We start from the raw sequence: 24,593 nt of genomic DNA, 5'->3' as shown, positions 1-24,593 counted from the left end.
ACCCTCTCCCCGACAAATACCCTCTCCCCCCGGGGAGAGGGCTGGGTGAGGGGGATGCAGTGCGTGACACAAGTCGAAAAACCGGGCTGCGCCCCAATCCTCTTGCGATTCCACGCCACGCCCCCCCCTCACCCCGACCCTCTCCCCGGGGGGGAGAGGGGGATTCAAGGGCGAAGGGACCGCCCGGCGCCATCCGTTACTCCGCCGCCGCGCGGGCGGCGGTGCGGACCAGCAGGTTGCGGCCGGTCATCTCGGCCGGCTGCGGCAGGCCCAGCAGGCCCAGCAGGGTCGGCGCGATGTCGGCCAGACGGCCGCTCGCGATGCGGGCGCCGGCCGGGCCGTTGACCAGGACCAGCGGCACCTTGTCCAGCGTGTGGGCGGTGTGCGGGCCGCCGGTCTCGGGATCCTTCATCAGCTCGCAGTTGCCGTGGTCGGCGGTGACCAGCATGGTGCCGCCGGCACGCCGCACCGCGGCCTCCACCTGGCCCAGGCTGCCGTCGACCGCCTGCACCGCCTTGATCGCGGCATCGAGCATGCCGCTGTGGCCGACCATGTCCGGATTGGCGAAGTTGACGACGATCAGGTCGTACTTGCCGGAGTCGATGGCGCCGACCAGCTTGCCGGTCACCTCGGCGGCCGACATCTCCGGCTGCAGATCGTAGGTGGCGACCTTCGGCGACGGCACCAGGATGCGGTCCTCGCCCTCGTACACCCGCTCCTCGCCACCGTTGAAAAAGAAGGTGACGTGGGGGTATTTCTCCGTCTCGGCGATGCGCAGCTGCGTCATTCCGGCCTCGCTGACCACTTCGCCCAGCACCTTGGTCAGGGATTTCGGCGGAAAGATGGTGGTCATCAGCTTGGCCAGCGCCGACGAATATTCGACCATGCCGACCACGGCGGCCAGCTTGGGCGCGCCGTCGACCGGGAAGCCGTCGAAATCCTTGTCGACATAGGCGGCCAGGATCTCGCGGGCGCGGTCGGCGCGATAGTTCGCCATCAGGATGGCGTCGCCGTCCTTGATGCCGGCATAGTCGCCGATCACCGTCGGCAGGATGAACTCGTCATGCTTGCCGGTGGCATAGCTCTGCTCGATCGCCTGCATCGGGTCGGCGGCGCGCTCGCCCTCGCCCTTGGTCATCGCGGCATAGGCCTTGGCGACGCGGTCCCAGCGCTTGTCGCGGTCCATGGCGTAATAGCGGCCGATCACGGTCGCGACCTCGACGCCCGCCATCTCATGGACGTCGGCCATGAACTCGGCGAGCTGGTCCTTGGCGCTCTGCGGCGGAACGTCGCGGCCGTCGGTGAAGGCGTGGACCGCCACCGGCACGCCCTCGCGGGCCAGCACACCGGCCAGCGCGGCGATGTGGTCCTGGTGCGAATGGACGCCGCCCGGCGACAGCAGCCCCATCAGGTGGACGCGCCCGCCGGTCTTGTGCATCGTCTTGACGAGGTCGTTCAGCGCCGGATTGCGCTCCAGCTCGCCCTCGACGATGGCATGGTCGATCATCACCAGATCCTGCATGACGACCCGGCCGGCACCGAGATTCATGTGCCCGACCTCGGAATTGCCCATCTGCCCCTTGGGCAGCCCGACCTCCTCCTCGCTGGCGTCGAGGAAGGCCGTCGGCTCGGCCGACCACAGGCGGTCCCAGTTCGGGGTCTCGCCCAGCGCAATCGCGTTGTCGGACCGCTCCTCGCGATAGCCCCAGCCGTCCAGGATGCAGAGGACGACAGGGCGGGGTCGGGTGGTCTCGGTCATCGCGCTTACCTTTCTCGAAAGGTTGTGGTCTCGGAGTTTCGTGTTTTTCCGCTCCGGCGCGTCGGTTGGCGCCGGATGCGACGCTCAGGATCAGGATCTGTGATAGGGGTGGCCGGCAAGAATTTGTTGGGCGCGATAGAGTTGCTCCGCAAGCATGCCGCGCACCAGCATGTGGGGCCAGGTCATCGGCCCGAAGGCGAGCAGGAAGTCGGCCCGCGCGCGCACCGCGTCGCCATGGCCGTCGGCACCGCCGATCAGGAAGGCGAGATCGCCGGCGCCGCGGTCGCGCCAATCGCCGATCCTGGCGGCGAAGGCCTCGCTGGGCAGCGCCTTGCCGCGTTCGTCCAGCGCCACGACGATGGCGCCGGCCGGCACGGCGGCGAGCAGCAGCTCGGCCTCCTGCCGTTTCAATTCGTCGGAGGAGAGGCGTTTCTTCACCTCGACCTCCTTCAGGGTGAAGGGCCAGACGAGCCGGCCGACATACTCGTCGAACAGGTCGCGGGTCGGTCCACCCCGCGACCGCCCGACGGCGGCGAGCCACAGACGCATGATGCGGCCCTCCGCCCCCGGCCCGTCAGGCGCTCAGCCGCGCCGTGTCGGACGGCGTCGGCAGGTCAAGACCCCACATCTTCTCGATGTTGTAGAAGGTCCGGACCTCCGGCTTGAACAGGTGGACGATCACGTCGCCGGCATCGACCAGAACCCAGTCGCTCTGGGTCAGGCCCTCCATCTCGACGCCGCGGACGCCGGCCTGCTTCAACTTGTCGGCCAGCTTCACGGCCATGGCGGCGATGTGCCGCGTGTTGCGGCCAGAGGCCACGACCATGTAATCGGCGAAGGTGGTTTTCCCGGCGAGATCGATGACGGTCACGTCATCCGCCTGGTCGGCGTCAAGCGACGCCTCGATGAGCGCCTTCAGCTCCTGCGGTTCCAGGATCTGGGGAACGGCGGCTGGCCGCGGAGCGGTCGCGGCCGTTTCGGTGTGCGTGGTGATGGCTCCAACCTCTTGCAACGGTTTCACGATCCGGCGGCCCGTGCCTGCCGGATCGCCGTCGCCGAGGCCGGGTGCAGGGGATTGCGTAAGAACGCCCAGGCCGGCCGCCTGCGGCGCGCCAGCCCTTTGACCCCCGACACGGACACCCGCCGACGGGTGTAACGCTGGGCGGCCTTGCCGCTCAGCGCCCCAAGAGAATAGGTCGGACGGGCGAAAACCGCAACGGCCACCGACTCGAAGATTCGTGTCCAAAGCTTCCAGCGCGGAATTTGCCGCAGATTGTCCGCCCCCATCAACCAGACGAAGCGGGTTTTCGGGAAGCGGCGCTGCAGCTTGGCCAGCGTGTCGGCGGTGAAGCGGGTGCCGAGCGCCGTCTCGATCGCCGTCACCTCGATACGCGGATGGGCAGCGACCGAGCGCGCCTCGGCCAGCCGGTCGTCGAGCGCGGCCATGCCCGCAGCTGGCTTCAACGGGTTCTGCGGGCTGACCAGCCACCACACCCGGTCAAGGCCGAGCGTCTTCAGCGCGAACAGACTGATGTGCCGGTGCCCGTCATGGGCCGGATTGAACGACCCGCCGAGAATGCCGACGGTGAGGCCGGCATAGAGAGGACCGGAATAGAGATGAGGGGCCTTCTCCGACCTGGAACGGGTTCCCTCCCCCTTACAGCCGCGTCTGGCCATCGCCGCGCACGACATACTTGTAGCTGGTCAGCTGCTCCGCACCCACCGGGCCGCGGGCGTGGAACTTGTCGGTGGAGATGCCGATCTCGGCCCCCATGCCGAACTCGCCACCGTCGGCGAACTGGGTCGAGGCGTTCCACAGCACGATGCCGCTGTCCACCCGCGCCAGGAACCGTTCCGCCACCGCCGGATCCTCGGTCAGGATCGATTCGGTGTGGTGGGAGCTGTGGGCGTTGATGTGGTCGATTGCCGCATCCACCCCGTCCACCACGCCGCAGGCGATGATGGCGTCGAGATATTCGGTGTCCCAGTCCGCCGCCGCCACCGGGGTCACGCGCGGATCGGCCGCCTGGACCGCCTCGTCGCCGCGCACGGCGCAGCCGGCGTCGAGCAGATCCTTGACCAGCAGCGGCAGCGCCGTGCCGGCGATGGCGCGGTCGACCAGCAGCGTCTCGGCCGCGCCGCAGATCGAGGTGCGGCGCATCTTGGCGTTCAGCACCACCTTGCGCGCCGCCTCCAGGTCGGCGGCGGCATCGACATAGACATGGCAATTGCCGTCCAGATGCTTGATGACCGGCACCCGGCTCTCGTCGGCGATGCGCTGGATCAGCGACTTGCCGCCGCGCGGGATGATGACGTCGATATAATCGCGCATCGTCAGCATGTGGCCGACGGCGGCACGGTCGGTGGTGGGCACCAGTTGGATCGCCGCTTCCGGCAGCCCTGCCTCGCGCAGGCCCTGGACCAGGCAGTCGGCGATGGCGCGCGACGAGCGGATGCTCTCCGACCCGCCACGCAGGATGGCGGCGTTGCCCGACTTCAGGCAGATGCCGCCGGCATCGGCGGTCACGTTGGGCCGGCTTTCATAGATGATGCCGACCACGCCCAGCGGCACGCGGACGCGCTGGATGCGCAGGCCGTTGGGCCGGGTCCAGTCGGCCAGCACGCCGCCGATGGGATCGGGGAAGTCGGCGATGTCCTCCAGACCCTTGGCCATCGCCTCGATGCGCGCGTCGTCCAGCATCAGCCGCTCGCGCATGGGACCGGACAGGTCGCGGGCGTTGGCCATATCCTCGGCGTTGGCGGCCTTGATATCGGCCGCCCGGGCGCGGATGGCCGCCGCCGCCGCCCTCAATGCCCGGTCCTTCGACGGTCCTGGCACGGTCGCCAGCGCGGCCGCGGCGGCGCGGGCGGCGCGGCCGAGGGCGATCATCTGGTCGTGCAGGGCGTCGGTGGTGTCGAGCAGGGCGGACATGGAGGTCTCCAGACACTCTATCCGTTGAAGGGACGACGACCTTAACGAATTGTTCGGGGTTGCGAAAGCCGCGCGGTTGTGGGACTTCGGCGTTGCGGGAGGGGCGGGCGTGTGCAAAACGCAACGCACCCCCCAAGGGCCGAGCCGGCAGGAGCCGAGCCGGCAGGGGCCGGGCCGGAATATCGGGTGGGGTGACATGCTGACGCTGCTGCTGATCGTCTCCGCCTTCTTCGCCGGGGTGCTGAACGCCGTCGCCGGGGGCGGCAGCTTCCTGACCTTCCCGGCGCTGATCCTGGCCGGGGTGCCGCCGCTGAACGCCAACGCCACCAGCACCGTCGCGGTGTCGCCGGGCGCGCTGGCCAGCGCCTATGGCTACCGGCGGGAGCTCGGCCGCATCCGCGAAATCCACCTGCCCTCCTTCCTCGGCATCAGCCTGCTCGGCGGGCTGCTGGGCGCGCTGCTGCTGCTGTGGACGCCGCAGCGCACCTTCGAGGCGATCGTCCCCTGGCTGCTGCTGTTCGCAACGCTGCTGTTCGCCATCGGCCCGACGGCGTCGGCCTGGGTCCGCCGCAATTTCACCATCGGCCACGGCACGGTGCTGGCCGTCCAGTTCCTGATCGCCGTCTATGGCGGCTATTTCGGCGGCGGCATCGGCATCCTGATCCTGGCGACGCTGGGCGTCTTCGGCCTGACCGACCTGCATGCGATGAACGGGCTGAAGTCGCTGGTGTCGGGTTGCCTGAACGCGGTGGCGGTGGCCGCCTTCGTCGCCGGCGGCGCCGTCTACTGGACGGAGGCGCTGATCATGCTGGTGGCCGCCATGGCCGGCGGCTACGCCGGCGCCTCGGTCGCCCGCCGCATCCCCCCGCCCCTGCTGCGCAAGGCCGTCATCCTGGTGGGCGCGGCGATGACCGTCTATTTCTTCGTCACCAAGACCTGAACCACCGCTGAACCGCGCCCTGACGCCCGACTGGAGCCCTCCTGCCATGTCCAAGAAGACCCTCGACCGCGACGCCCTGCCCTATCGTCCCTGCGTCGGCATCATGCTGCTGAACGACCGCGGCGAGGTGTTCGTCGCGAAGCGTTGCGGATCCGAAGCCGACTGGCAGATGCCCCAGGGCGGCATCGACGAGGGCGAGGACGCCCGCACCGCCGCCTTCCGCGAACTGGAGGAGGAGATCGGCACCGCCAAGGCGGACTTCATCGCCATGACCGCCGCCCCCCACCGCTACGACCTGCCCGACGAGTTGCTGGGCCGGGTGTGGAAGGGCCGCTGGCGCGGGCAGGAGCAGATGTGGATGCTGGCCCGTTTCACCGGCACCGCGGCCGACATCCGGCTCGACACCGCGCATCCGGAGTTCGACGCCTGGAAATGGGTCGATGCGGACGAGTTGCCCGGCCTGATCGTCGCCTTCAAGCGCCCGGTCTACGAATCGGTCCTGGCGGAGTTCCGCCCGCTGATCGCGGCGCCGAGAGGCTGATCACCCGTCGCGCCGCCCGGCTGCCCGCCACTCCGCCTCCTTGTCCCAAATTTGCTTGTCCCAATTTTGATTGCGGTTATCCCCAACTTCTTCCCTCATGCCCTTCGGCCCCAGACTCGCGCTTAACGAATCCTTATGGCGGCTCTGGCAACGTCGCTGCTGCAACCGGAATGCGCTGAAGCGGCCCGGCTTTCGACGGAGGGTGACGTGTCGCTGATCAAGTGGACCGAGGAGGATGACGGACGCATTCGCCTGGGCCTGCCCAGCGACCTGGACCTGCCGATGGCGCAGCCGCTGCTCGACAGCCTGCGGGCGGCGTTCAAGGCATCCGCCGACGTCACCGCCCAGGCCGATGCGGTGGAGCGGATCAGCGCCGCCTGCATCCAGGCGCTGGTGGTTGCTGCGCGCGACGCGGCGGAGCGGGGAGCCGCCTTCGCCATCCTGCGCCCGTCCGACGTCCTGTCCGAAGCGTGCGAGGATCTGGGTCTCGCCGCCTGGTTGAAGCAATGGAGCCGAGCGTGAAGAAGAAAGTGATGACGGTGGACGACTCGCGCACCATGCGCGACATGGTGTCCTTCACCCTGCGCGGGGCCGGCTACGAGGTGGTCGAGGCCGCCGATGGCCAGCAGGCGATGAACGCCATCGCCACCACCAAGGTCGATCTGGTCATCACCGACCTGAACATGCCCAATATGGACGGGCTGACGCTGATCCGCCGGCTGCGCGCCATCCCGGCCCACCGGACGCTGCCGATCCTGATGCTGACCACCGAAGCCGACGAGAAGAAGAAGGCCGAGGGCCGCACCGCCGGGGCAACCGGCTGGATCGTCAAGCCCTTCAACCCCGACAAGCTGGTGTCGGTGGTGCAGAAGGTCTGCGGCTGACCGCAAGCCGGCAGCCGCGTTCGGCAGCAAGATTAAGGAACCGCCGTGGACGATCTCAGCCGCTTCAAGCAGACCTACTTCGACGAAAGTGCCGAACTGCTGGCCGTCGCCGAGGCCGGACTGCTGCGCCTCGCCCCCGGCGAGATCGACATGGACGAGGTGAATGCGATCTTCCGCGCCGTCCACTCGATCAAGGGCGGCGGCGGCGCCTTCGGCTTCGCCGGTCTCGTCGCCTTCGCGCACGAGTTCGAGACGGTGATGGACGGCGTGCGCAACGCCGAGATTCCCATCACCACCGGGCTGGTGGACACCCTCATCCGCGCGAACGACGTGCTGGCCCGCATGCTCTCGCATGCCGCCGATGGAACCGAGGCGCCGGAGGGAACCACAGACGACACCGTAGCCGCGCTTCGCCGCTTCCTGGGCAAGGCGGAGGCCGTCCCCGGCCAGCCGGAGCCGGCACCGGAGCCCGCCGCCACGCTCCACCCCGACGACGAGGACGACGAGGCCGGCATCTTCGGCGACGCGCTGGCCGCCATCCAGGCCGCCCGCGACGACCAAGGGCCGTCCGCGACCCCGGCGGCGGACGCCGTTCCGGACGGGAAGATCCGCTGGACCGTCGTCTTCCGTCCCAAGGCGGAGCTGCTGCTGTCCGGCAACGAGCCGACCTACATGCTGCGCGCCCTGCGCCGGCTGGGCGAGGCGGAGATCGTCTGCCACCTGGACCGGCTGCCGAGCCTGCGCGACCTGGACGCCGAACTGCTGCATCTGTCCTGGACGGTGACCCTGCTGGCCGGCCCGGAGGTGGACCGCGCCCGGATCGACGACGTGTTCGAGTTCGTCGCCGACGACTGCGACATCCGCATCAGCGCCGAGGCGCCGCCTCCAGCCGTCATACCCGCAATTCCCCCCGGGGCCGGTCCCCCGGCGCTTCAGAACGCGGCCCCGGCGCCCGGCGCCGATCTGCAGGACAAAGCCGTTCCGCCGCCACCGGCCACGCCGGCCGCCACCACGTCCGGCGCCGCCGGCCCTGGGAAGGCCGCCGACGGCGCCAGGCGCGGCAACGGCGGCGACCATGCCGGGCCGACCAGCCACACCATCCGCGTCGACCTCGACAAGATCGACCGGCTGGTCAACATGGTCGGCGAGATGGTCATCACCCAGGCGATGATCGCGGAGCATGTGCGCGACCTGCCGCCCGGCCAGTTCCAGGAACTGCTGGAAGGGCTGGAAAGCCTCGCCCAGCACACCCGCGAACTGCGCGAAAACGTGATGTCCATCCGCGCCCAGCCGGTCTCCAGCGTCTTCTCGCGCATGCCGCGGCTGGTGCGCGAATGCGCCGCCGCCACCGGCAAGGAAGTGATGCTGGTCACCTCGGGCGAGACGACGGAGGTCGACAAGACGGTGGTGGAAAACCTCGTCGACCCGCTGACCCACATGATCCGCAACTCCATCGACCATGGGCTGGAAGGCCCGGAGGAGCGCGAGCGGACCGGCAAGCCGCGCGCCGGCACCGTGCATCTGTCGGCCGCCCACCGGTCGGGCCGAATCGTCATCGAGGTGACCGACGACGGGCGCGGCATCAACCGGGCAAAGGTGCTGTCCAAGGCGATCGAAAAGGGGCTCGTCCAGCCGGGATCCAGCCTGTCGGACGAGGAAATCGACAACCTGATCTTCCTGCCCGGCTTCTCCACCGCCGATCAGGTGTCGAACCTGTCCGGCCGCGGCGTCGGCATGGACGTGGTGCGGCGGAACATCTCCAGCCTGGGCGGGCGCATCGGCGTCTATTCGGCGCCGGGCGAGGGCTCGCGCTTCGTCCTGTCGCTGCCGCTCACGCTGGCGGTGCTGGACGGCATGGTGATCTCGGTCGGCGACGAGCGCTTCGTCCTGCCGCTGACCAACATCGTGGAAAGCCTGCGTCCCAAGCCGGCGGACCTGCACGGGCTGGTCAACAAGTGCGACGTCATGATGGCGCGCGGCGAATATGTGCGGCTCGTCCACCTGCACCGGCTGTTCGGCATCCCCAAGGCCATCGACGACGCCACCCGCGGACTGGTGGTGCTGGTGGAGACGGAGGACGGCTCCCGACTCGGGCTGGTGGTGGACGAGGTGCTGGGCCAGCAGCAGGTCGTGATCAAGAGCCTGGAGGCCAATTTCCGCCGGCTGGACGGGGTCGCCGCCGCGACCATCCTGGGTGACGGCCGGGTCGCCCTGATCCTTGACGTCGCAGGCCTGCGCGAGATGAGCCGCCACGGCGCAGCCCCCGCCACCGGCATTCCAACCACCGCCATTCCCCTGGCCGCCCCGGCGGACAGGTCCGACCAGCGTCAACGCCAAACGGTTTGAGGTCCAGCGATGAGCAGTTCCACCGCGATCGCCCCCGTCAGCTCCCGCACCGATCTCCAGCCTGCCGGCGGCGCGAACGGGACGGAGGAGCAGTACGTCACCTTCACCGTCGGCAGCGAGGAATACGGCGTCAACATTCTCGCAGTTAGGGAAATCCGCGGCTGGACGCCGGAAAGCCGGTTGCCTAACCTTCCCGACTATGTCCGCGGCGTGATCAACCTGCGCGGCATCATCATCCCGATCTTCGACCTGCGCGCCCGCTTCGGCGGTGGCCCGACCGAAGTGACGAAGCGGCATGTCGTGGTGGTGATGCAGGTGGGGGAACGCACGCGCGGCATCCTGGTCGACGCGATTTCCGACATCCTCGCCATCGGCCACGACGAGATCAAGCCGCCGCCCGACGTCGACAGCGGCCTGATCGACGCCGAGTATCTGAGCGGTCTCTACACCGCGGACAACCGGATGGTGACCCTGCTCAATGTCGGGAAGCTGTTCGTGGGCGAACATGCCGAGCAGGACGCCGCCCCGCTCACTGCGGTGCGGGAAACGGTCTGACCCGAAGCAGGCATCTCCGGACCGGGCCATGCCATGGTCCGGCCCGGAGGAACCTGCCGACCCGATGATTTCGCGGGCTCTGCCGATCCGCCCATTCGTGGGCGGAAGCCGGAGACCTGCCTTGAACCCGACCCTGCCTCGAACCGGTCCGACGGTTCCCGCCGGGGCCCTGCGCCAGCCAGAACAAGAAGCCACTGCAAGGGGAAGCGTCAAAAATGGCCACCGACGGGACGATCACCAAAACCGGAACATTCCTAAGCGACATGCGCATCGCCAAGCGGTTATGGCTGGGCTTCGGGCTACTGCTGCTGCTGATCGCTGCCCAGTCCGGCATCGGCATGTTCGGACTGGACGGGCTGAACCGCCGCATCGACGGCGTCATCTCGTCCGGCGACCTCGCCGTCTTCGCCAAGGATTTGGAAAACCGACTCGCCGCCGAACGGCTGCAGACCCGCGAATACATCAACCTCGGCACGCCGGAGGCGCTGGAGCGTCTGCGCGCATTGCGCGGCGGGTTCGATACGGCGATGGCCGACCGGCAGGCCAGATTGAAGGGCTCGCCCCAGGCCGCGGCCTTCGCCGGGCTGGCCACGCTGCACGGCACCTACCATGAGCGGTTCGATGTGGTGCGCGCGATGCGCGAGCGCGCCGACCGCACGCTGCACGACCGCATGGACCCGCTGGGCGCCGAGCTGACCAAACGGCTGCAGGATGCCGTGGCCGCGGCAACCGCATCCGGCGACGCTTCCGGAAACAGGGACATCGCCTTCGGCATACAGGAGATCGAGAACCGCTGGCTGATGACCCGTTTCGCCGCCAACCGGGCCATCGGGCTGCGCGATGCCGCAGCCGCCGCCCAGGTCGAGGCGGCGGGCAAGGCGATGGCCGACGGCATCGTCCGGCTGCTGGCCAGCCTGCGCGGCGACGGCGGCCAGTCGGCGGAGAAGGCCGCGGAGATCGCAGCGGGGCTGCGCGAGATCGACGCCCGCGCCCGGGACTACCGCACCGCCTTCCGCGAGGTGGTCGCCGTCAATGACGAAGTGGGCCGGCGCACCGACGACCTCGCCGCCGCCGCGACCGCGATCAACCACGCCATCGACGCCATCGTCGGCTCCATCGCCGAAGGCGCCAGGGCGACCGAGGCCGAGGCCGGACAGGAGGCGGGCTTCGCCATCCGCCTGACCCTGGGGCTGGGACTGTTGTCGCTGGTGATCGGCGTCGTCGCCGCCAACCGCATCGCCGCCTCGATCATCGGGCCGGTCAGCGGCATCCGCCGGGTGATGGCCGATCTGACCGCCGGCAAGCTGTCGGTCGCGGTTCCGCACACCGGACAGCGGGACGAGCTGGGGGACATGGCCCGCGCCGTCGCCGCCTTCAAGGACGAGGCGGTGGAGGCGGTGCGCTCGCGCATCGCGCTGGAGCGGGTGTCGGCCAACATCATGATGGCCGACACCGACGGCCGCATCCTCTACGCCAACGACTCGATCATGACGATGTTCCGCCACGCCGAGGCCGACCTGCGCACCGCCCTGCCCGATTTCGATTCGCGCACCCTCGTCGGCCGGAACTTCGACGTCTTCCACCGCGACCCCGGCCACCAGCGCCGCCTGCTGACCGACCTGACCCAGACCCACCGCGGCTGGGCCAGGGCCGGCGGCCGCAGCTTCCAGGTCATCGCCAACCCGGTGGTCAGCCGTCATGGCGAGAAGCTCGGCACCGTCATCGAATGGCGCGACATGACCGAGGAGCTGGCGATCGAGGCCGAGATCGGCGCGATGGTGGAGAACGCCGTGCGCGGCGACTTCAGCCGCCGCATCGCGCTCGACGGCAAGACCGGCTTCTTCCGGCTGGTCAGCGAGGGCATCAACCGGCTGTCCGCGAATATCGCCGGCGTCACCGAGGAACTGGCGACGATGCTGGAGGCGCTGTCGCGGGGCGACCTGACGCGCCGCATCGACAAGGACTACGAAGGGGTGTTCCAGCGGCTGAAGGACGATTTCAACCGCACGGTGGAGAGCCTGTCGGAAATCGTCCGGCGCATCGACCACGCCACCGGCTCCATCGCCGTCGCCAGCCGCGAGGTGGCCGCGGGCAGCATGGATCTGTCGGAGCGGACGGAGCAGCAGGCCTCCTCGCTGGAGGAGACCGCGGCCAGCATGGAACAGCTCGCCGCCACCGTGCGGTCCAACGCCGACAATGCCCAGCAGGTCAACGGCTTTGCCACCGAGGCGCGGACCGCCGCCGCCCGCGGCGGCGAGGTGGCGACCAATGCCGTCGAGGCGATGCGCCGGATCGAACAGTCGTCGCAGAAGATTTCCGACATCATCGGCGTCATCGACGAGATCGCCTTCCAGACCAACCTGCTGGCGCTGAACGCGGCGGTCGAAGCGGCACGCGCCGGCGACGCCGGCCGCGGCTTCGCCGTGGTGGCGCAGGAGGTGCGGCAACTCGCCCAGCGCTCCGCCCAGGCATCGAAGGAGATCAAGGCGCTGATCCTCGACAGCGGCGGGCAGGTGCGCGAGGGCGTCGGCCTCGTCCGGTCCGCCGGCAGCGCGCTGACGGAGATCGTGTCGGGCATCGGCCGCGTCGCCAACCTGGTGTCGGAGATCGCGCGGGCGACCTCCGAACAAGCCTCCGGGCTCGACGAGGTCAACATCGCCATCGCGCAGATGGACGAGATGACCCAGAAGAACGCGGCGCTGGTGGAGGAAAGCACAGCCGCCGCCCGCTCGCTGGAGGATCAGGCCGACCAGCTGCGCCAGCAGATGACCTTCTTCACCCTGGACCGCGGCGCCCAGGCGCACGCCGCCTTCGTCGGCGACGCCCCCCGGTGGCAGCGGGAGCCCGCCTGATCATGGCGGCGGCAGCACGATGACCGACCGGTCGACCATCCTCTCCACCGAAACCGCGACACCCCGGCGCACGCCGGCCGCGGTGTTCGACACTGCGCGCGAGTTCCGCTTCGAACGGCACCATTTCGACCTGATCGCCGGCCTGCTCTATCAGCTGGCCGGCATCGCTCTCGCTCCCCACAAGGTCGAGATGGTCTATGCCCGGCTGGCGCGGCGCCTGCGCGAGCTGGAACTGCCGGATTTCGACGCCTATTGCGCCCTGCTGGAAAGTGACGGGGGGGAATGCGAGATCGGCTTTCTGGTCAATGCGCTGACCACCAACCTGACCAGCTTCTACCGCGAATCGCACCATTTCGATTTCCTGGCCTCCGTCGTCCTGCCGCAGCTGCGGGAACGGAACGCCGGCGCGTCGCGGCCGCGGCTGCGGCTGTGGTCGGCCGGCTGCTCCTCGGGACCGGAGCCCTACACCATGGCGATGGTGCTGGTCTCGACGATGGGGGCCGACCTGCGCCGCTGGGATGCCCGCATCCTCGCCACCGACATCGACACCCACATGGTAGAAACCGCCCGGCGCGGCATCTATCCGCTGTCCGGCACCACCGGCATCCCGCCCGCCATCCGCCAGCGCTTCACCGTCGACACCCGGCTCGACGGCGAACCGGCGGTGGCGATGGGCGACGAGCTGAAGCGGCTGGTGACCGTCAAGCCGCTCAATCTGCTGGAACACTGGCCGATGTCCGGGCCGTTCGACGCGATCTTCTGCCGCAACGTCCTGATCTATTTCGACCGCCGCGGCCGGACCAAGGTGATCGAGGATTTCGCCCGGATGATCCGCCCTGGCGGCCATCTGTTCCTCGGCCATTCGGAGAGCCTGTATGGCGTGTCGAACCTGTTCCGCCAGGCCGGCCCGACGATCTACCGGAGGGAATGAGCGATGGACGCCATCCCCCTCCGCCATGACGGCCCCCCGTCGGTCACGGCCCGCCCGTTGGGCAGCGGCCGGTACTACAACCCGGAATTCGGGGCCGAGACGGTCAAGATCGGGCTGGGCCAGCAGTCGGTCAGCGACATCGCCGGCCTGATGATCGCGACGACGCTCGGCTCCTGCGTGGCGGCCTGCATCCACGATCCCGTGCGGGCCATCGGCGGCATGAACCATTTCATGCTGCCGGATGTGCCTGCCAGCGAACTGGATGGCGACGGTGCCGCCGCGCGCTACGGCTCGGTCGCCATGGAGCTGCTGATCGACGCGCTGCTGGCCGGGGGAGCGGAACGCGCCCGGCTGCAGGTGAAGCTGTTCGGCGGCGGCCGGGTCATCGAGTCCAGCTATGACATCGGCGGGCTGAACAGCCGTTTCGCGCTTGACTATGTCCGGACGGAGGGGCTGACCCTGGCCGGGCAGGATCTGGGCGGCGGGTCGGCCCGGCGCATCCATTATTTCCCGCAGGACGGACGGGCGTTCCGCCGCCTGCTGCGACCGGAGGCGGCGGCCGACGCCGTCACCATCGAACGGCACTTCATCACCCGCCTGCACCGGGAGCCGGTGGAGGGCGGGGTGGACCTGTTCGAGCCGCCGCATTCGGGAGGGAGCTGACCGATGCCCAGGCCCATCCGCGTCGTCGTGGTCGACGACAGCGCCCTGATGCGCGAGATGCTGAAGGACATCCTGACCCGCGAACCGGGGATGGAGGTCGCGGGCGTCGCCCGCGACGCCTTCGAGGCGCGCGACGTCATCAAGGCCACCAATCCCGACGTCATCACGCTGGACGTCGAGATGCCCAAGATGGACGGCCTGTCCTTCCTGGAGAAGATCATGACCCTGCGGCCGACGCCGGTGATCATGGTCTCGTCCCTGACGCGCGAGGGCTCCGACGCCGCCATCCGCGCGCTGGAGCTGGGGGCGGTGGATTGCCTCGCCAAGCCCGGCGGCTCCGACGGGCTGGGGTTCGAGGCGACGGCGCTGGAGCTGGTGTCGAAGATCCGCGTCGCCGCCACCGCGCGTCTGACAATGCGGCGCCCGCTTGTCGCCCACGGCGTCCTGCCGGCGCCGCGGCGTTCCGGATCGGGCAAGCGGCTGATCGCCATCGGTGCCTCGACCGGCGGGGTGGAGCGCATCCGCGACGTGCTGGCCGCCATGCCGGCGGACTGCCCGCCCATCGTCATCACCCAGCATATGGGACCGAGCTATCTGCCGAGCTTCGCCGCCCGGCTCGACCGGCTGTCGGCCCCTGCGGTCCGGGTCGCCGCCCATGGCGACCGGCCGGCCCAGGGGCTGGTCCTGATCGCCCCCGGCGACCGCCATCTCGCCATCGCACGCGACACCGCCGGCTTCGTCTGCCACATCCAGGACACGCCGGCGGTCAGCGGCCACCGCCCCTCGGTCGACGTGCTGTTCGCGTCGGTCGCCAAGGCGGCGGGCAGCAATGCGGTCGGCGTGATCCTGTCCGGCATGGGCCGCGACGGCGCCATCGGCATGAAGGCGATGTTCGACGCCGGCGCCTTCACCATCGGCGAGCAGGAATCGAGCTGCGTCGTCTACGGCATGCCACGCGCCGCCAGGGAGAACGGCGCAGTCAGGATAGAGTTGCCGCTTGCCACCATTCCTGCCGAAATGCTGCGTGCCTTCGACGCCATCGGCGAACACCCCCGCACCGCCTGACATGTCCGGGTATCAGGGTCGAGTTTCAAGGAGTACCAGCATGTATATCCCCGATGCCGCGCTTCCGGCGACCGATCGCCCGAGCGGTGACGGTCCCGACGCCAAGGTCTCGGTCACCACCGACCTGCTGTCGACCTGGCTCGGCTTCGCCGATGTGCAGCGCCGTACGCTCGACCTCGTGCAGAGCGAGCTGACGCGGACCTCGGACCATGTGGAGACCTCCACGCTCGACCTGTCGAACCGCTTCCGCGAGCTGGCGGAGAAGGCGCTGGAACAGTCGGAGCGCGTGGCCCAGATCGTCGCCATGGCCGGAACGGTCGACATCGACGGCGAACGGATGCCGCTCGACACGCTGGTCGTCGGCATGCAGGACATGATCACCGACATGGTGACCAACATCGTCAACCTGTCGCGCCACGCCATGAGCATGGTCTATCTGCTGGACGACGTGCAGAAGGACGTGGGCGAGCTGGAGAAGTCGATCGGCGACATCGACGGCATCAACCGCCAGACCAACTTCCTGGCGCTGAACGCCACCATCGAGGCCAGCCGCGCCGGAGAGGCCGGCCGCACCTTCGCGGTGGTGGCACAGGAGGTGCGGCATCTGTCCCGCTCCACCGGCGAGTTGGCTGAGCGCATGCGCAGCAAGGTCACCGCGGTTGTGAAGGGCGTGCGCAACGGCCACGACATCCTGCGGCAGATCGCCAACACCGACATGTCGCCGCAGATGCTGGCCAAGGAACGCGTCGACAAGACGATGGACAGCCTGGTGGCGCAGACCACCCATTTCCAGTCGGTGCTGGAGACCGCGGCGAACGTGTCGTCCGACATGTCGTCCACCATCGCCCACGTCATCACCGGCATGCAGTTCCAGGATCTGACCAAGCAGCGGATCGAGGCGATCAATGACAGCCTCGCCATCATGAACGCCGGGCTGGGCGAGTTGGAAACCCGCATCCGCGCCCAGGTGCCCGCCGGCGTCGGCGCGCGCGAACCGCAGGAGTGGATGAACCAGCTGCTGGACCGCTTCACGCTGAGCGAAATGCGCGAGCGCTTCGTGCGCAAGCTGCTGCTGGAGGGCACCGCGCTGGACGAGAACGGCGTGCTCGACCTCGACGCCGGCAAGGGGAACAGCTCCAGCGGCGATATCGAGCTTTTCTAGCGTGCCGCAGCCGTCGCTTGTAGGATGAACCATCTTTCGGGAAAGACGGATGTCATGGATTACGGTATCGAATTGCGCGATCAGGAGGCGGTCGTCCGTCTGCGCGGACGCCTGACCTTCAACGATCACGCGAAGTTGCGCGTCCTGATCGGCGAAATGGCGCAGAATGCGGCGAAGCGGCAAGTGCTCGACCTGTCGTCGCTGGAGTTCGTCGATTCGGCCGGCATCGGCATGCTGCTGATCGCGCGCGAGGAGATGGCCAACACCGGCAAGCAGTTCATGCTGCGTGCCGCCACCGGCCAGGTGAAGCGGGTGCTGACCGTGGCGCAGATCGCCAAGATCGTCCAGATCGAGGACTGACCGGCTTGACCGACGGGACGACCGTTCCCTCCTGCCTTCCTTCCGGAAGCCGCACCCGCTTCGCCGGCCTGATCGGGCCGGGCCTGTCCTCCGACCGCCTGGACCCGCTGGCCGGGGCGCTGGGCTTGCATCCGGCCGCGGTCCCGGCCGGCTCCGGCCCTGCGGACGGCCCGCTGGCCGCCGTGCTGACCGGAGCATGGGGAGCCGGCACGCAGGGAACCGGGGCGGAGGACTCCGACCCTGACGCGCCGGCGCTGTGGCTGCCTCCGGTCGCGGCCTGGATCGAGCCGGCCGCCGGCCCCGGCCCCGACGAAGGGGCCGCCGCGCTGGCGCCCCAACTGGCCCCTTTGCTCGCCGAGGCCTCATCCGCCGATCTCTACGTCAACCTGACCACCGCCACCGCACACGGCCTCCAGCTCGGCGCCCGGCTGCTGGCCGCCCTGGCCGCTCGCCATCCGCTCGCCGGGGACCGCCGCAACGACATCGAGCTGGCCCTGCACGAGGCCGTCAGCAACGCGCTGGTGCATGGCAACCTGGGCGTCGCCGGCATGAAGGAGTTGAGTGCGGTCGAGCTCGAACGCTTTTCCCGCGACCTCCGCGACCGGCTGGGCGACCCGGTGCTGGCCGCCCGCCGCGTCGTCATCCTGGTGCGGACCGAGTCGGCGGAGGACGGACGGACGGTCGCCGCGGTGGAGATCTCCGACGAGGGTGCCGGCTTCGTCCCCGCTCCGCGCGGCGGCTGCCCCGGCAGCGGCGGGGCCTCGGGCCGTGGCCTGGATCTGATCGGCACCATCGCCGAGAAGCTGGAGATCGTCGACGGCGGTCGCCGCATCCGCCTGAGGTTCCGGCTGTGATCGGCGGACATGTCCAGGATAGCGGCCCCAACGGCGGCCGGGAGGACCGGGGTTCCGATTGCCAGATCTTCGACTGCCCGATCCTGGTGGTCGACGATACCGCGTCCAACCGCAAGCTGGTCGGCGCCCTGCTGGCCGAGGCCGGGTTCCGCAAGCTGTCCTTCGCCTCCGGCGGACGGGAGGCGCTCGACCTGATCGCCGCAGCCGGCGCTCCCGACCTGCTGATCCTGGACATCATGATGCCGGGGATGGACGGGTTCGAGGTCTGCCGGCGGCTGCGCGCCATGCCGGAGATGGCAGACCTGCCGATCCTGGTGCAGACCGCCCTGTCGTCGGGCGAGGACCGCAACCGCGCGTTCGCCGCCGGCACCACCGACCTGGTGACGAAGCCGCTGGAGCGGACGGAGCTGCTGGCCCGCGTGCGCATCCATCTGGAAAGCCGGCTGCTGATCCGCAGCCTTCTGGCCTACCGCGCGCGGGTGGAGGCGGAACTGGCGATCGCCCGCTCGATGCAGGAGCATCTGCTGCCGACTCCCGCCCAATGCGCCGCGGTCGGCGAAGCCGCCGGCTGCACGCTGCGCGCCCGCACCGTGATCTCCCCCGATCTTGGCGGCGACCTGTGGGGATTGCTGCCGCTCGGGGGGCGGCGATTCGGCGTCTATCTGCTGACCGTGGCCGGCCAGGGCGTGTCCGCCTCGCTGAATGCTTTCCGGCTGCACACGCTGCTGCAGGAACTGGGCCCCATCCATGGCGAGGACGCCGCCGCACTGCTGACCGTGCTGAACGATCGCGCCTCCGACATGATGGCCCCGGGCGAAAAGGCGACGATGACCTACGGCGTGGTCGACGGCGAGGCCGGGCGCTTTACCCACGCCTCCGCCGAAGGCACGCCGCCGATGATCCTGCGCAACGACATCCTGCAAGGCCGCGGCGTGCCGGAATTCGGCACCGCCACCGGCCTGCCGATCGGCGTCGCTCCCGGGACCCGCTACCGTGCCGAGGCGATGGACCTGCCGCCGGGCGCCGTGCTGGCGCTCGGTGCCGTCGCCGCCCCGGAAGCCCCGGAGGCATCAGGCGGCGGCGACCACGCGCTTCTGTGGATCGAGCGGAAGGCCCCGACATGAGAAGAGCGCCATGAGCGACGGCCCGGACCTTCCGCCGACCGGGACGGGCAGCGCACCGGACGGGCTGGCCGATGCCCGGGTGCTGATCGTCGACGACAACCGGATGAATCGTCACCTGCTGGTGGCGGTGCTGGAGCGCGGCGGCATCACCCTGATCGAACAGGCGGAGAACGGGCACGACGCCCTGGCCCGCATGGAGCGGTTCAAGCCGGACATCGTGCTGCTCGACCTGATGATGCCGCAGATGGACGGGTTCGAGATGTGCCGGCAGCTGCGCGCCGATCCGCGCTGGGCATCGCTGCCGGTGCTGGTGCAATCCAGCCTGAGCCGGGCGGAGGACCGCGCCCGCGCCTTCGCCGCCGGGGCGACCGACTATGTCACCAAGCCGATCAATGCCGTCGAGCTGATGGCCCGTGTCCGCATCCACCTCGTCAAGCGCGCCATGCTGCGCGACCTGGAGTGCTATCGCAGCCGGACCGAGGTGGAGCTGGGATTGGCCCGCGCCATGCAGGGACGCCTGCTACCCGGCCCCGAGCGGCTGGCCGCGCTGGAGGAGGCGACCGGCGTGGCCATCCACGCCCATTTCGAGCCGTCTTCCGAACTGGGCGGCGATTTCTGGGGGATCGACCATCTGCCGGACGGCCGGATCGCCGTCTATCTGGTCGATTTCTCCGGCCATGGCGTCGGCGCCGCGCTGAACACCTTCCGGCTGGACGCCATCTGCCGCCAGATCGGCAGCACCGCCCTGGCCCCCGCGGAGTTCCTGTGCACCGTGAACCGCCGGCTGTGCGGCCTGCTGCCGATCGGGCAGTTCGCCACCATGCTGACCGGCCTGATCGACCCTGCGGCCGGGATTTTCCACTACGCCTCCGCCGGGTCGACGGCGCCGATGGTATGGCTGCCCGGCGACGAGGCCCCGCGGCTGGGCGACGGCAGCGGCCTGCCGCTGGGCCTCCTGCCGTCGGCCACCTACGACTGCCGGCAATTGCCGATGCCGCCGGGCTCCCGCCTGTTCCTCTATTCCGATGCTGCCATCGAAATCCGGCTGGACGGGGGCTCGCACGACGTGCTGGACGAGCACGGCCTCGCCCTGCTGCTCGCCCGCCGCCTGCAAGACGGCGACAACGTCGATAACGGCGGCGGCAGCGGCGACGGCGCCCGCCTGCTGTCCGGCCTGCTCGACGACCTGCATGCCACCGGCCCGATCGACGACGACCTGACTGCGCTGCTGCTGACCCGACGAGGTTGAGAAACCGCCAGCCCCAAAGCAAAAAGGCCGCCCCCGAGGGAGCGGCCTTTCGCGTTCGGCGGGAGCCGACCGATCAGCGCGAGTAGAACTCGATGACCAGGTTCGGTTCCATCTGGACCGGGTACGGGACGTCGGCCAGCAGGGGAGCGCGGACAAAGCGGCCCTTCAGCGCGCCGCCGTCGACTTCCAGATAGTCGGGGACGTCACGCTCGCCCGAAGCGGCGGCTTCCAGCACCAGGGCCATCTGCTTGGACTTGGCGCGCACCTCGACGGTGTCGTTGTCCTTGATGCGGGCCGAGGCGACGTTCAGGCGACGGCCGTTGACCAGGATGTGGCCATGGTTGATCAGCTGACGGGCGGCGAACGGGGTCGGCGCGAACTTCATGCGGTAGACCACGGCGTCCAGACGGCGCTCCAGCAGGCCGATCAGGTTCTCGCCGGTGTCGCCCTTGCGGCGCACGGCCTCGGCATAGATGCGGCGGAACTGCTTCTCGCCGATGTTGCCGTAGTAGCCCTTCAGCTTCTGCTTGGCCATCAGCTGCAGACCGTAGTCCGACGGCTTCTTGCGGCGCTGGCCGTGCTGGCCCGGGCCGTACTCGCGCTTGTTCAGCGGGCTCTTGGCGCGGCCCCACAGGTTGACGCCGAGGCGGCGGTCGATCTTGTACTTGGACTCTTGACGCTTGCTCATAGCTCTCAGGCCTCGTTGGACACGAGTTGATGTTGTCCCGGTAGGTCCGGCCGCCCTTGCAGGCGACGGACGGGGCGCAAAAGAGTGCGCGCGCCCGCGTTCCCAGGAGGTGAAGGCGCGCACAATACCCATTGGCGCTCCGGAGTCAAGCATTGCAAGGCCGGGCATTGCGAAGCCGGGCAACATGGCGGCGATGCGGCCCGGCGCCCGCTCCCTCTTGCGCGCGCCCATGCTTTTGCGCTCCCCTTGCCGGCAACGGCATGACGGTGGGACGAAGGCGATGGAACGGGTGGATTGCGTGGTCGTCGGGGCGGGCGTGGTCGGGCTGGCGGTGGCGCGGCGGCTGGCGCGGGCCGGGCGCGAGGTGATCGTGCTGGAGGCCGCGGACGCCATCGGCACCGGCACCAGTTCGCGCAACTCTGAGGTCATCCATGCCGGCATCTATTACCCGACCGGCAGCCTGCGCGCCCGGCTGTGTGTTCCCGGCCGCGACGCGCTCTATGACTATTGCGCCGCCCACGGGGTGGAGCACCGCCGCATCGGCAAGCTGATCGTCGCGACGGAGGAGGACCAGTTGCCGAAGCTGGCGGCGATCCGTGCCCAGGCCGCCGCCAACGGCGTCACCGACCTGGAGGAGATCGATGTGGCCACCGCAAGGGCATGGGAGCCGAACCTGCGCACCGTCGGCGCGCTGCTGTCGCCCTCCACCGGCATCGTCGACAGCCACGGCCTGATGCTGGCCCTGCTGGGCGACGCCGAGGAGGCCGGGGCGATGCTCGCCCTGCTCAGCCCTCTGGAGCGCTCCCACTGCAGCGCGGACGGCTTCGAGCTGGAGGTCGGCGGGGCCGAGCCGATGCGGATCGCCTGCTCCACCCTGGTCAACGCCGCCGGGCTGGGCGCCTGGGCCGTCGCCCGCGGGCTGGAGGGGCTGGATGCCGCCCATGTGCCGCCGCGGGTGCTGGCCAAGGGCAATTACTATGCGCTGGCCGCCGGCCGCTCTCCCTTCTCGCGGCTGGTCTACCCGGTGCCGGTGGAGGGGGGATTGGGCGTCCACCTGACGCTCGACCTCGCCGGACAGGCCCGTTTCGGTCCCGACGTCGAATGGCTGGGCGACAGGACGGAGCCGGTCGACTACGCCGTCGATCCGGTGCGCGCCGACTCCTTCTACGGCGCGGTGCGCGCCTATTGGCCGGATCTCCCCGACGGGGCGCTGGTGCCGGCCTATTCCGGCGTGCGGCCGAAGCTGAGCGGCCCGGGACAGCCGCAGGCCGACTTCCTGATCCAGGGGCCGGATGCCCATAGCATCGACGGGCTGGTCAACCTGTTCGGCATCGAATCGCCGGGCCTGACCTCCTGCCTCGCCATCGCCGACAGGGTGGCTTCGGAGCTGGGCGAGCCCCCTGACTTCCTTAACCATGGATGAGGCCTGCAAGATGCTTGATCGCGGCATCCCGCCTCCCAATCTATAGGCATGGCGGCGCCGGCATGTGCTGGGCCGCCGATCCGCCGGGCGCCGGAAACGGGCCCATCTCCCGCAACTCGCTCCCGTCGTGAGGAGGATGCGTCGTGACGACTCGCCTTTCGCTCTTCAACAGTCCGCTCCTGCTCGGGTTCGACCAGTTCGAGCGGACGCTCGACCGCATCGCCAAGAATTCGGCCGAAGGCTACCCGCCCTACAACATCGAGCAGATCGGCGACGACGGACTGCGCATCACGCTGGCCGTTGCCGGTTTCACCTCCGAGGACCTGTCGGTCCAGATCGAGGACAACCAGCTGGTCATCCGCGGCCGCCAGACCGACGACAAGTCGCGCATCTACCTGCATCGCGGCATCGCCGCGCGGCAGTTCCAGCGCAGCTTCGTGCTGGCCGAGGGGATCGAGGTGGTGGGCTGTTCGCTCGACAACGGGTTGCTGAACATCGACCTGACCCGCCCGATGCCGGAACCCAAGGTCCGCACCATCAAGATCGAGCAGCCGAAGAAGGCCGCCGGTGCCGCGCCCCGCACCATCGACGTGTCCGCCGACGGCAGGGACGGCTGAATCGACGACCGGATTCCGGCAGCCGGATTTTCATGCGCATTCCGTTCCCTGCACATCTCGTTCCCGATACTCTGCACGCGCGACCGCCCATAAGGGGAGCCGCCGGGAGACCATGATGATGATCAACGACACCCACAGCCAGCTGCGCCAGCTGTCGCCCCAGGATTTCGCCGGCTTCGGCCTTGGCGACGTCGCCTATGTCCGCCACGTCGAGGTGGACGGCACCCTCGCCTTCGCGATCCACGCCGCCGACGGCACGCCGCTGAGCGTCGTCGCCGAGCGCGACCTGGCCTTCGCCGCCATCGTGCAGAACGACATGGAACCGGTCAGCGTCCACTGACCGTTGCGGAACGGATGCGCCGGCGGCAGCCGGCGTGTCCGGCAGCAAGGGCAGTGGTTCACAAGCGCGAGTCGCTTGGCTGCCCGCTTCGATTTGTCGCTTTCGCGTCGCAGACAGCAGCATCTCGATCCTTGTCAGCCCTAACTCCTGTTGTAAGGTGCGCTCTGCGATAATCGTTGATGCAGGCGTAAAAACGCATCGGGAGACGGCCGGGTGGATGGCGGGGAAAGCGATACCGCGGCAGAGGCAAGAACCGCGGCAGATACCGAAAAGCGTAAATCCTGGGACGACGAGGCCCGCGATTCGCTGCACATCCTGCCATTGTCGGCCATCCCGCTGGAAACTCCCGGTCTTCAGCATTCCCGGCTGATCAAGAACGTCCGGTTGCAGACCGTGGTGGAGATGTTCCGCGACGCCCAGACCGGCAGCGGCCAGGTGACCGCCCGCCACCTCCCCGCCTATTTCGAATCCCACAAGGACGAGATCGAACGCGATCTGGTGAAGCTGGAAAAGATCGGCGCCGCGTCCAGCTTCGACGTCTATTCCTCGCGCATCGAGTTGCGGCGGCTGAACATCGACGTCAACAGCGTCGAGTCGCTGACCCTGTCCGACCGCAAGAAGGCGGAGCTGACCAACTACATGCGGGTCTTCACCCGCCCGTTGATGGAATATGTCTATGGCACGGAGGAGGTGCAGGTCGCCGACGTCACCGACATCATCCAGCTGTTCGCCAATCCCAACCGGGACGAGGCGCTGCGCAACCTGCGCATGATGGCCGACCGGCTGGACATCGGACTGGGCGAAATCCCGCAGTTCCTGGAGGAGTATGGCGACATCTTCCTGTCGCTGGCCTATTTCCGCAAATGCCTGGACGAGATCGTGCCGGAGGTGCAGCGCTTCGTCACCTGGATGGGCGAGATCCGCAGTTCCGCCGAGGTGAAGCGCGATTCCCGCCAGATGCGCATGCTCGACGACATCGCCCGCGACCTGACCGACATCTCCACCTCCATCACCGGCCGGTTCGAGAGCTTTGACAACCGCTCCAAGGACTTCTGGAGCGACATCAACGCCGACACCTTCCGGACGATCCGCGAGTTGATCTCCTCCCACCACGTCACCATCGGCGGCGTGCTGTGCGGTCTGGCCGTGAAGATGGATTTGTGGAAACACCGCTTCGCCCGCGGCGGCGGCGGACCCAACCGCCGCATGGAATTCGTGAAGTCGGAGATCCTGCCTGGCCTGTCGCACATCAAGGCGCTGGAGCAATCGGCGCGGACGGGTCATCTATAAGGAGGGCGCCGCGGCATC

The 24,593-nt window shown here is 69.0% G+C and carries 24 protein-coding genes and 1 pseudogene; 19 read left to right on the top strand and 6 right to left on the bottom strand.

Translation table 11 applies throughout. From position 1 onward, the window contains the following. Positions 1–196: 196 nt before the first annotated feature. From gpmI to AL072_RS07240, 5 genes are all read right to left on the bottom strand, one after another. Positions 197–1,759: a 2,3-bisphosphoglycerate-independent phosphoglycerate mutase gene (gpmI, locus tag AL072_RS07260; RefSeq protein ID WP_045580895.1), complete on the bottom strand. Its 1,563-nt coding sequence runs from the start codon at positions 1,757–1,759 to the stop codon at positions 197–199. A 90-nt stretch (positions 1,760–1,849) separates the two neighbouring features. Then, a complete protein-coding gene (gene rlmH / locus AL072_RS07255; RefSeq protein ID WP_045580896.1) occupies positions 1,850–2,308 on the bottom strand; it encodes a 23S rRNA (pseudouridine(1915)-N(3))-methyltransferase RlmH in 459 nt (152 codons plus the stop codon). Between the two features lie 25 nt (positions 2,309–2,333). Next, complete coding sequence (gene rsfS / locus AL072_RS07250) at positions 2,334–2,780, bottom strand: ribosome silencing factor (RefSeq protein ID WP_045580897.1); 447 nt, start codon at positions 2,778–2,780, stop codon at positions 2,334–2,336. Further along, complete coding sequence (locus tag AL072_RS07245) at positions 2,777–3,436, bottom strand: nicotinate-nucleotide adenylyltransferase (protein WP_045580898.1); 660 nt, start codon at positions 3,434–3,436, stop codon at positions 2,777–2,779. The genes rsfS and AL072_RS07245 overlap by 4 nt, the downstream gene beginning before the upstream one ends. Continuing rightward, positions 3,417–4,691, bottom strand: a complete 1,275-nt coding sequence (locus AL072_RS07240) for a glutamate-5-semialdehyde dehydrogenase (protein ID WP_045580899.1) — start codon at positions 4,689–4,691, stop codon at positions 3,417–3,419. The genes AL072_RS07245 and AL072_RS07240 overlap by 20 nt, the downstream gene beginning before the upstream one ends. 196 nt (positions 4,692–4,887) lie before the next feature. Between AL072_RS07240 and AL072_RS07235 the strand changes: the two genes are divergently transcribed. The 15 genes and pseudogenes from AL072_RS07235 to AL072_RS07165 all read left to right on the top strand — a co-directional run bounded on the left by AL072_RS07235 (position 4,888) and on the right by AL072_RS07165 (position 20,217). Beyond that, positions 4,888–5,631: a sulfite exporter TauE/SafE family protein gene (locus AL072_RS07235; RefSeq protein ID WP_045580900.1), complete on the top strand. Its 744-nt coding sequence runs from the start codon at positions 4,888–4,890 to the stop codon at positions 5,629–5,631. Between the two features lie 46 nt (positions 5,632–5,677). Further along, positions 5,678–6,172: an RNA pyrophosphohydrolase gene (locus tag AL072_RS07230; protein WP_045580901.1), complete on the top strand. Its 495-nt coding sequence runs from the start codon at positions 5,678–5,680 to the stop codon at positions 6,170–6,172. A 207-nt stretch (positions 6,173–6,379) separates the two neighbouring features. Further along, the gene (locus AL072_RS07225) at positions 6,380–6,694 is read left to right on the top strand and encodes an STAS domain-containing protein (RefSeq protein ID WP_045582416.1); all 315 of its coding nucleotides are present in this window, start codon (positions 6,380–6,382) and stop codon (positions 6,692–6,694) included. Next, entirely contained in the window at positions 6,679–7,056 is a 378-nt protein-coding gene (locus AL072_RS07220; protein WP_082108831.1) for a response regulator, read from the top strand. Before AL072_RS07225 ends, AL072_RS07220 begins: the two co-directional genes overlap by 16 nt. A gap of 45 nt (positions 7,057–7,101) precedes the next feature. Then, positions 7,102–9,402 carry a chemotaxis protein CheA gene (locus tag AL072_RS07215; protein ID WP_045580902.1) on the top strand — a complete coding sequence of 767 codons (2,301 nt, stop codon included), beginning with the start codon at positions 7,102–7,104 and terminating at the stop codon, positions 9,400–9,402. Between the two features lie 9 nt (positions 9,403–9,411). Continuing rightward, positions 9,412–9,957 carry a chemotaxis protein CheW gene (locus tag AL072_RS07210; RefSeq protein ID WP_045580903.1) on the top strand — a complete coding sequence of 182 codons (546 nt, stop codon included), beginning with the start codon at positions 9,412–9,414 and terminating at the stop codon, positions 9,955–9,957. Between the two features lie 263 nt (positions 9,958–10,220). Further along, the gene (locus AL072_RS35955; RefSeq protein WP_281178607.1) at positions 10,221–12,809 is read left to right on the top strand and encodes a methyl-accepting chemotaxis protein; all 2,589 of its coding nucleotides are present in this window, start codon (positions 10,221–10,223) and stop codon (positions 12,807–12,809) included. Between the two features lie 19 nt (positions 12,810–12,828). Next, positions 12,829–13,740: a CheR family methyltransferase gene (locus tag AL072_RS07200; RefSeq protein ID WP_052709912.1), complete on the top strand. Its 912-nt coding sequence runs from the start codon at positions 12,829–12,831 to the stop codon at positions 13,738–13,740. Positions 13,741–13,743: 3 nt separating this feature from the next. After that, positions 13,744–14,403, top strand: coding sequence for a chemotaxis protein (locus AL072_RS07195; protein WP_045580905.1), 660 nt, complete (start codon positions 13,744–13,746; stop codon positions 14,401–14,403). 3 nt (positions 14,404–14,406) lie between these two features. Then, positions 14,407–15,468: a protein-glutamate methylesterase/protein-glutamine glutaminase gene (locus AL072_RS07190; RefSeq protein ID WP_045580906.1), complete on the top strand. Its 1,062-nt coding sequence runs from the start codon at positions 14,407–14,409 to the stop codon at positions 15,466–15,468. 481 nt (positions 15,469–15,949) lie between these two features. Next, a pseudogene (locus tag AL072_RS36235) lies at positions 15,950–16,630 on the top strand (methyl-accepting chemotaxis protein); the annotation flags it as partial. 54 nt (positions 16,631–16,684) lie between these two features. After that, on the top strand, positions 16,685–16,990 hold the full coding sequence (locus tag AL072_RS07180; protein ID WP_045580908.1) for an STAS domain-containing protein: 306 nt from the start codon (positions 16,685–16,687) through the stop codon (positions 16,988–16,990). A 5-nt stretch (positions 16,991–16,995) separates the two neighbouring features. Further along, positions 16,996–17,844 carry an ATP-binding protein gene (locus AL072_RS07175; protein ID WP_045580909.1) on the top strand — a complete coding sequence of 283 codons (849 nt, stop codon included), beginning with the start codon at positions 16,996–16,998 and terminating at the stop codon, positions 17,842–17,844. Then, complete coding sequence (locus AL072_RS07170) at positions 17,841–18,968, top strand: response regulator (protein ID WP_082108832.1); 1,128 nt, start codon at positions 17,841–17,843, stop codon at positions 18,966–18,968. The genes AL072_RS07175 and AL072_RS07170 overlap by 4 nt, the downstream gene beginning before the upstream one ends. A 10-nt stretch (positions 18,969–18,978) precedes the next feature. Next, a complete protein-coding gene (locus tag AL072_RS07165; protein WP_045580910.1) occupies positions 18,979–20,217 on the top strand; it encodes a PP2C family protein-serine/threonine phosphatase in 1,239 nt (412 codons plus the stop codon). 73 nt (positions 20,218–20,290) lie between these two features. On the opposite strand, the gene rpsD is transcribed toward AL072_RS07165, so the two are convergent. Continuing rightward, complete coding sequence (gene rpsD / locus AL072_RS07160; protein WP_045580911.1) at positions 20,291–20,905, bottom strand: 30S ribosomal protein S4; 615 nt, start codon at positions 20,903–20,905, stop codon at positions 20,291–20,293. Between the two features lie 280 nt (positions 20,906–21,185). Between rpsD and AL072_RS07155 the strand changes: the two genes are divergently transcribed. From AL072_RS07155 to AL072_RS07140, 4 genes are all read left to right on the top strand, one after another. Continuing rightward, positions 21,186–22,328 (top strand): NAD(P)/FAD-dependent oxidoreductase, encoded by a 1,143-nt coding sequence (locus tag AL072_RS07155; protein WP_045580912.1) that lies wholly within the window; start codon positions 21,186–21,188, stop codon positions 22,326–22,328. 143 nt (positions 22,329–22,471) lie between these two features. After that, a complete protein-coding gene (locus AL072_RS07150; protein WP_045580913.1) occupies positions 22,472–22,945 on the top strand; it encodes an Hsp20 family protein in 474 nt (157 codons plus the stop codon). A 112-nt stretch (positions 22,946–23,057) separates the two neighbouring features. Then, positions 23,058–23,285, top strand: coding sequence for a DUF1150 family protein (locus tag AL072_RS07145; RefSeq protein ID WP_045580914.1), 228 nt, complete (start codon positions 23,058–23,060; stop codon positions 23,283–23,285). A gap of 213 nt (positions 23,286–23,498) precedes the next feature. Further along, complete coding sequence (locus AL072_RS07140) at positions 23,499–24,575, top strand: hypothetical protein (RefSeq protein WP_052709913.1); 1,077 nt, start codon at positions 23,499–23,501, stop codon at positions 24,573–24,575. Positions 24,576–24,593: the final 18 nt, after the last annotated feature.

This window comes from Azospirillum thiophilum, assembly GCF_001305595.1.
GTDB classification, from domain to species: Bacteria; Pseudomonadota; Alphaproteobacteria; order Azospirillales; family Azospirillaceae; genus Azospirillum; species Azospirillum thiophilum.
The sequence above is the reverse complement of the archived record's forward strand: the minus strand, read 5'-3'. Positions and strand labels throughout refer to the sequence as shown.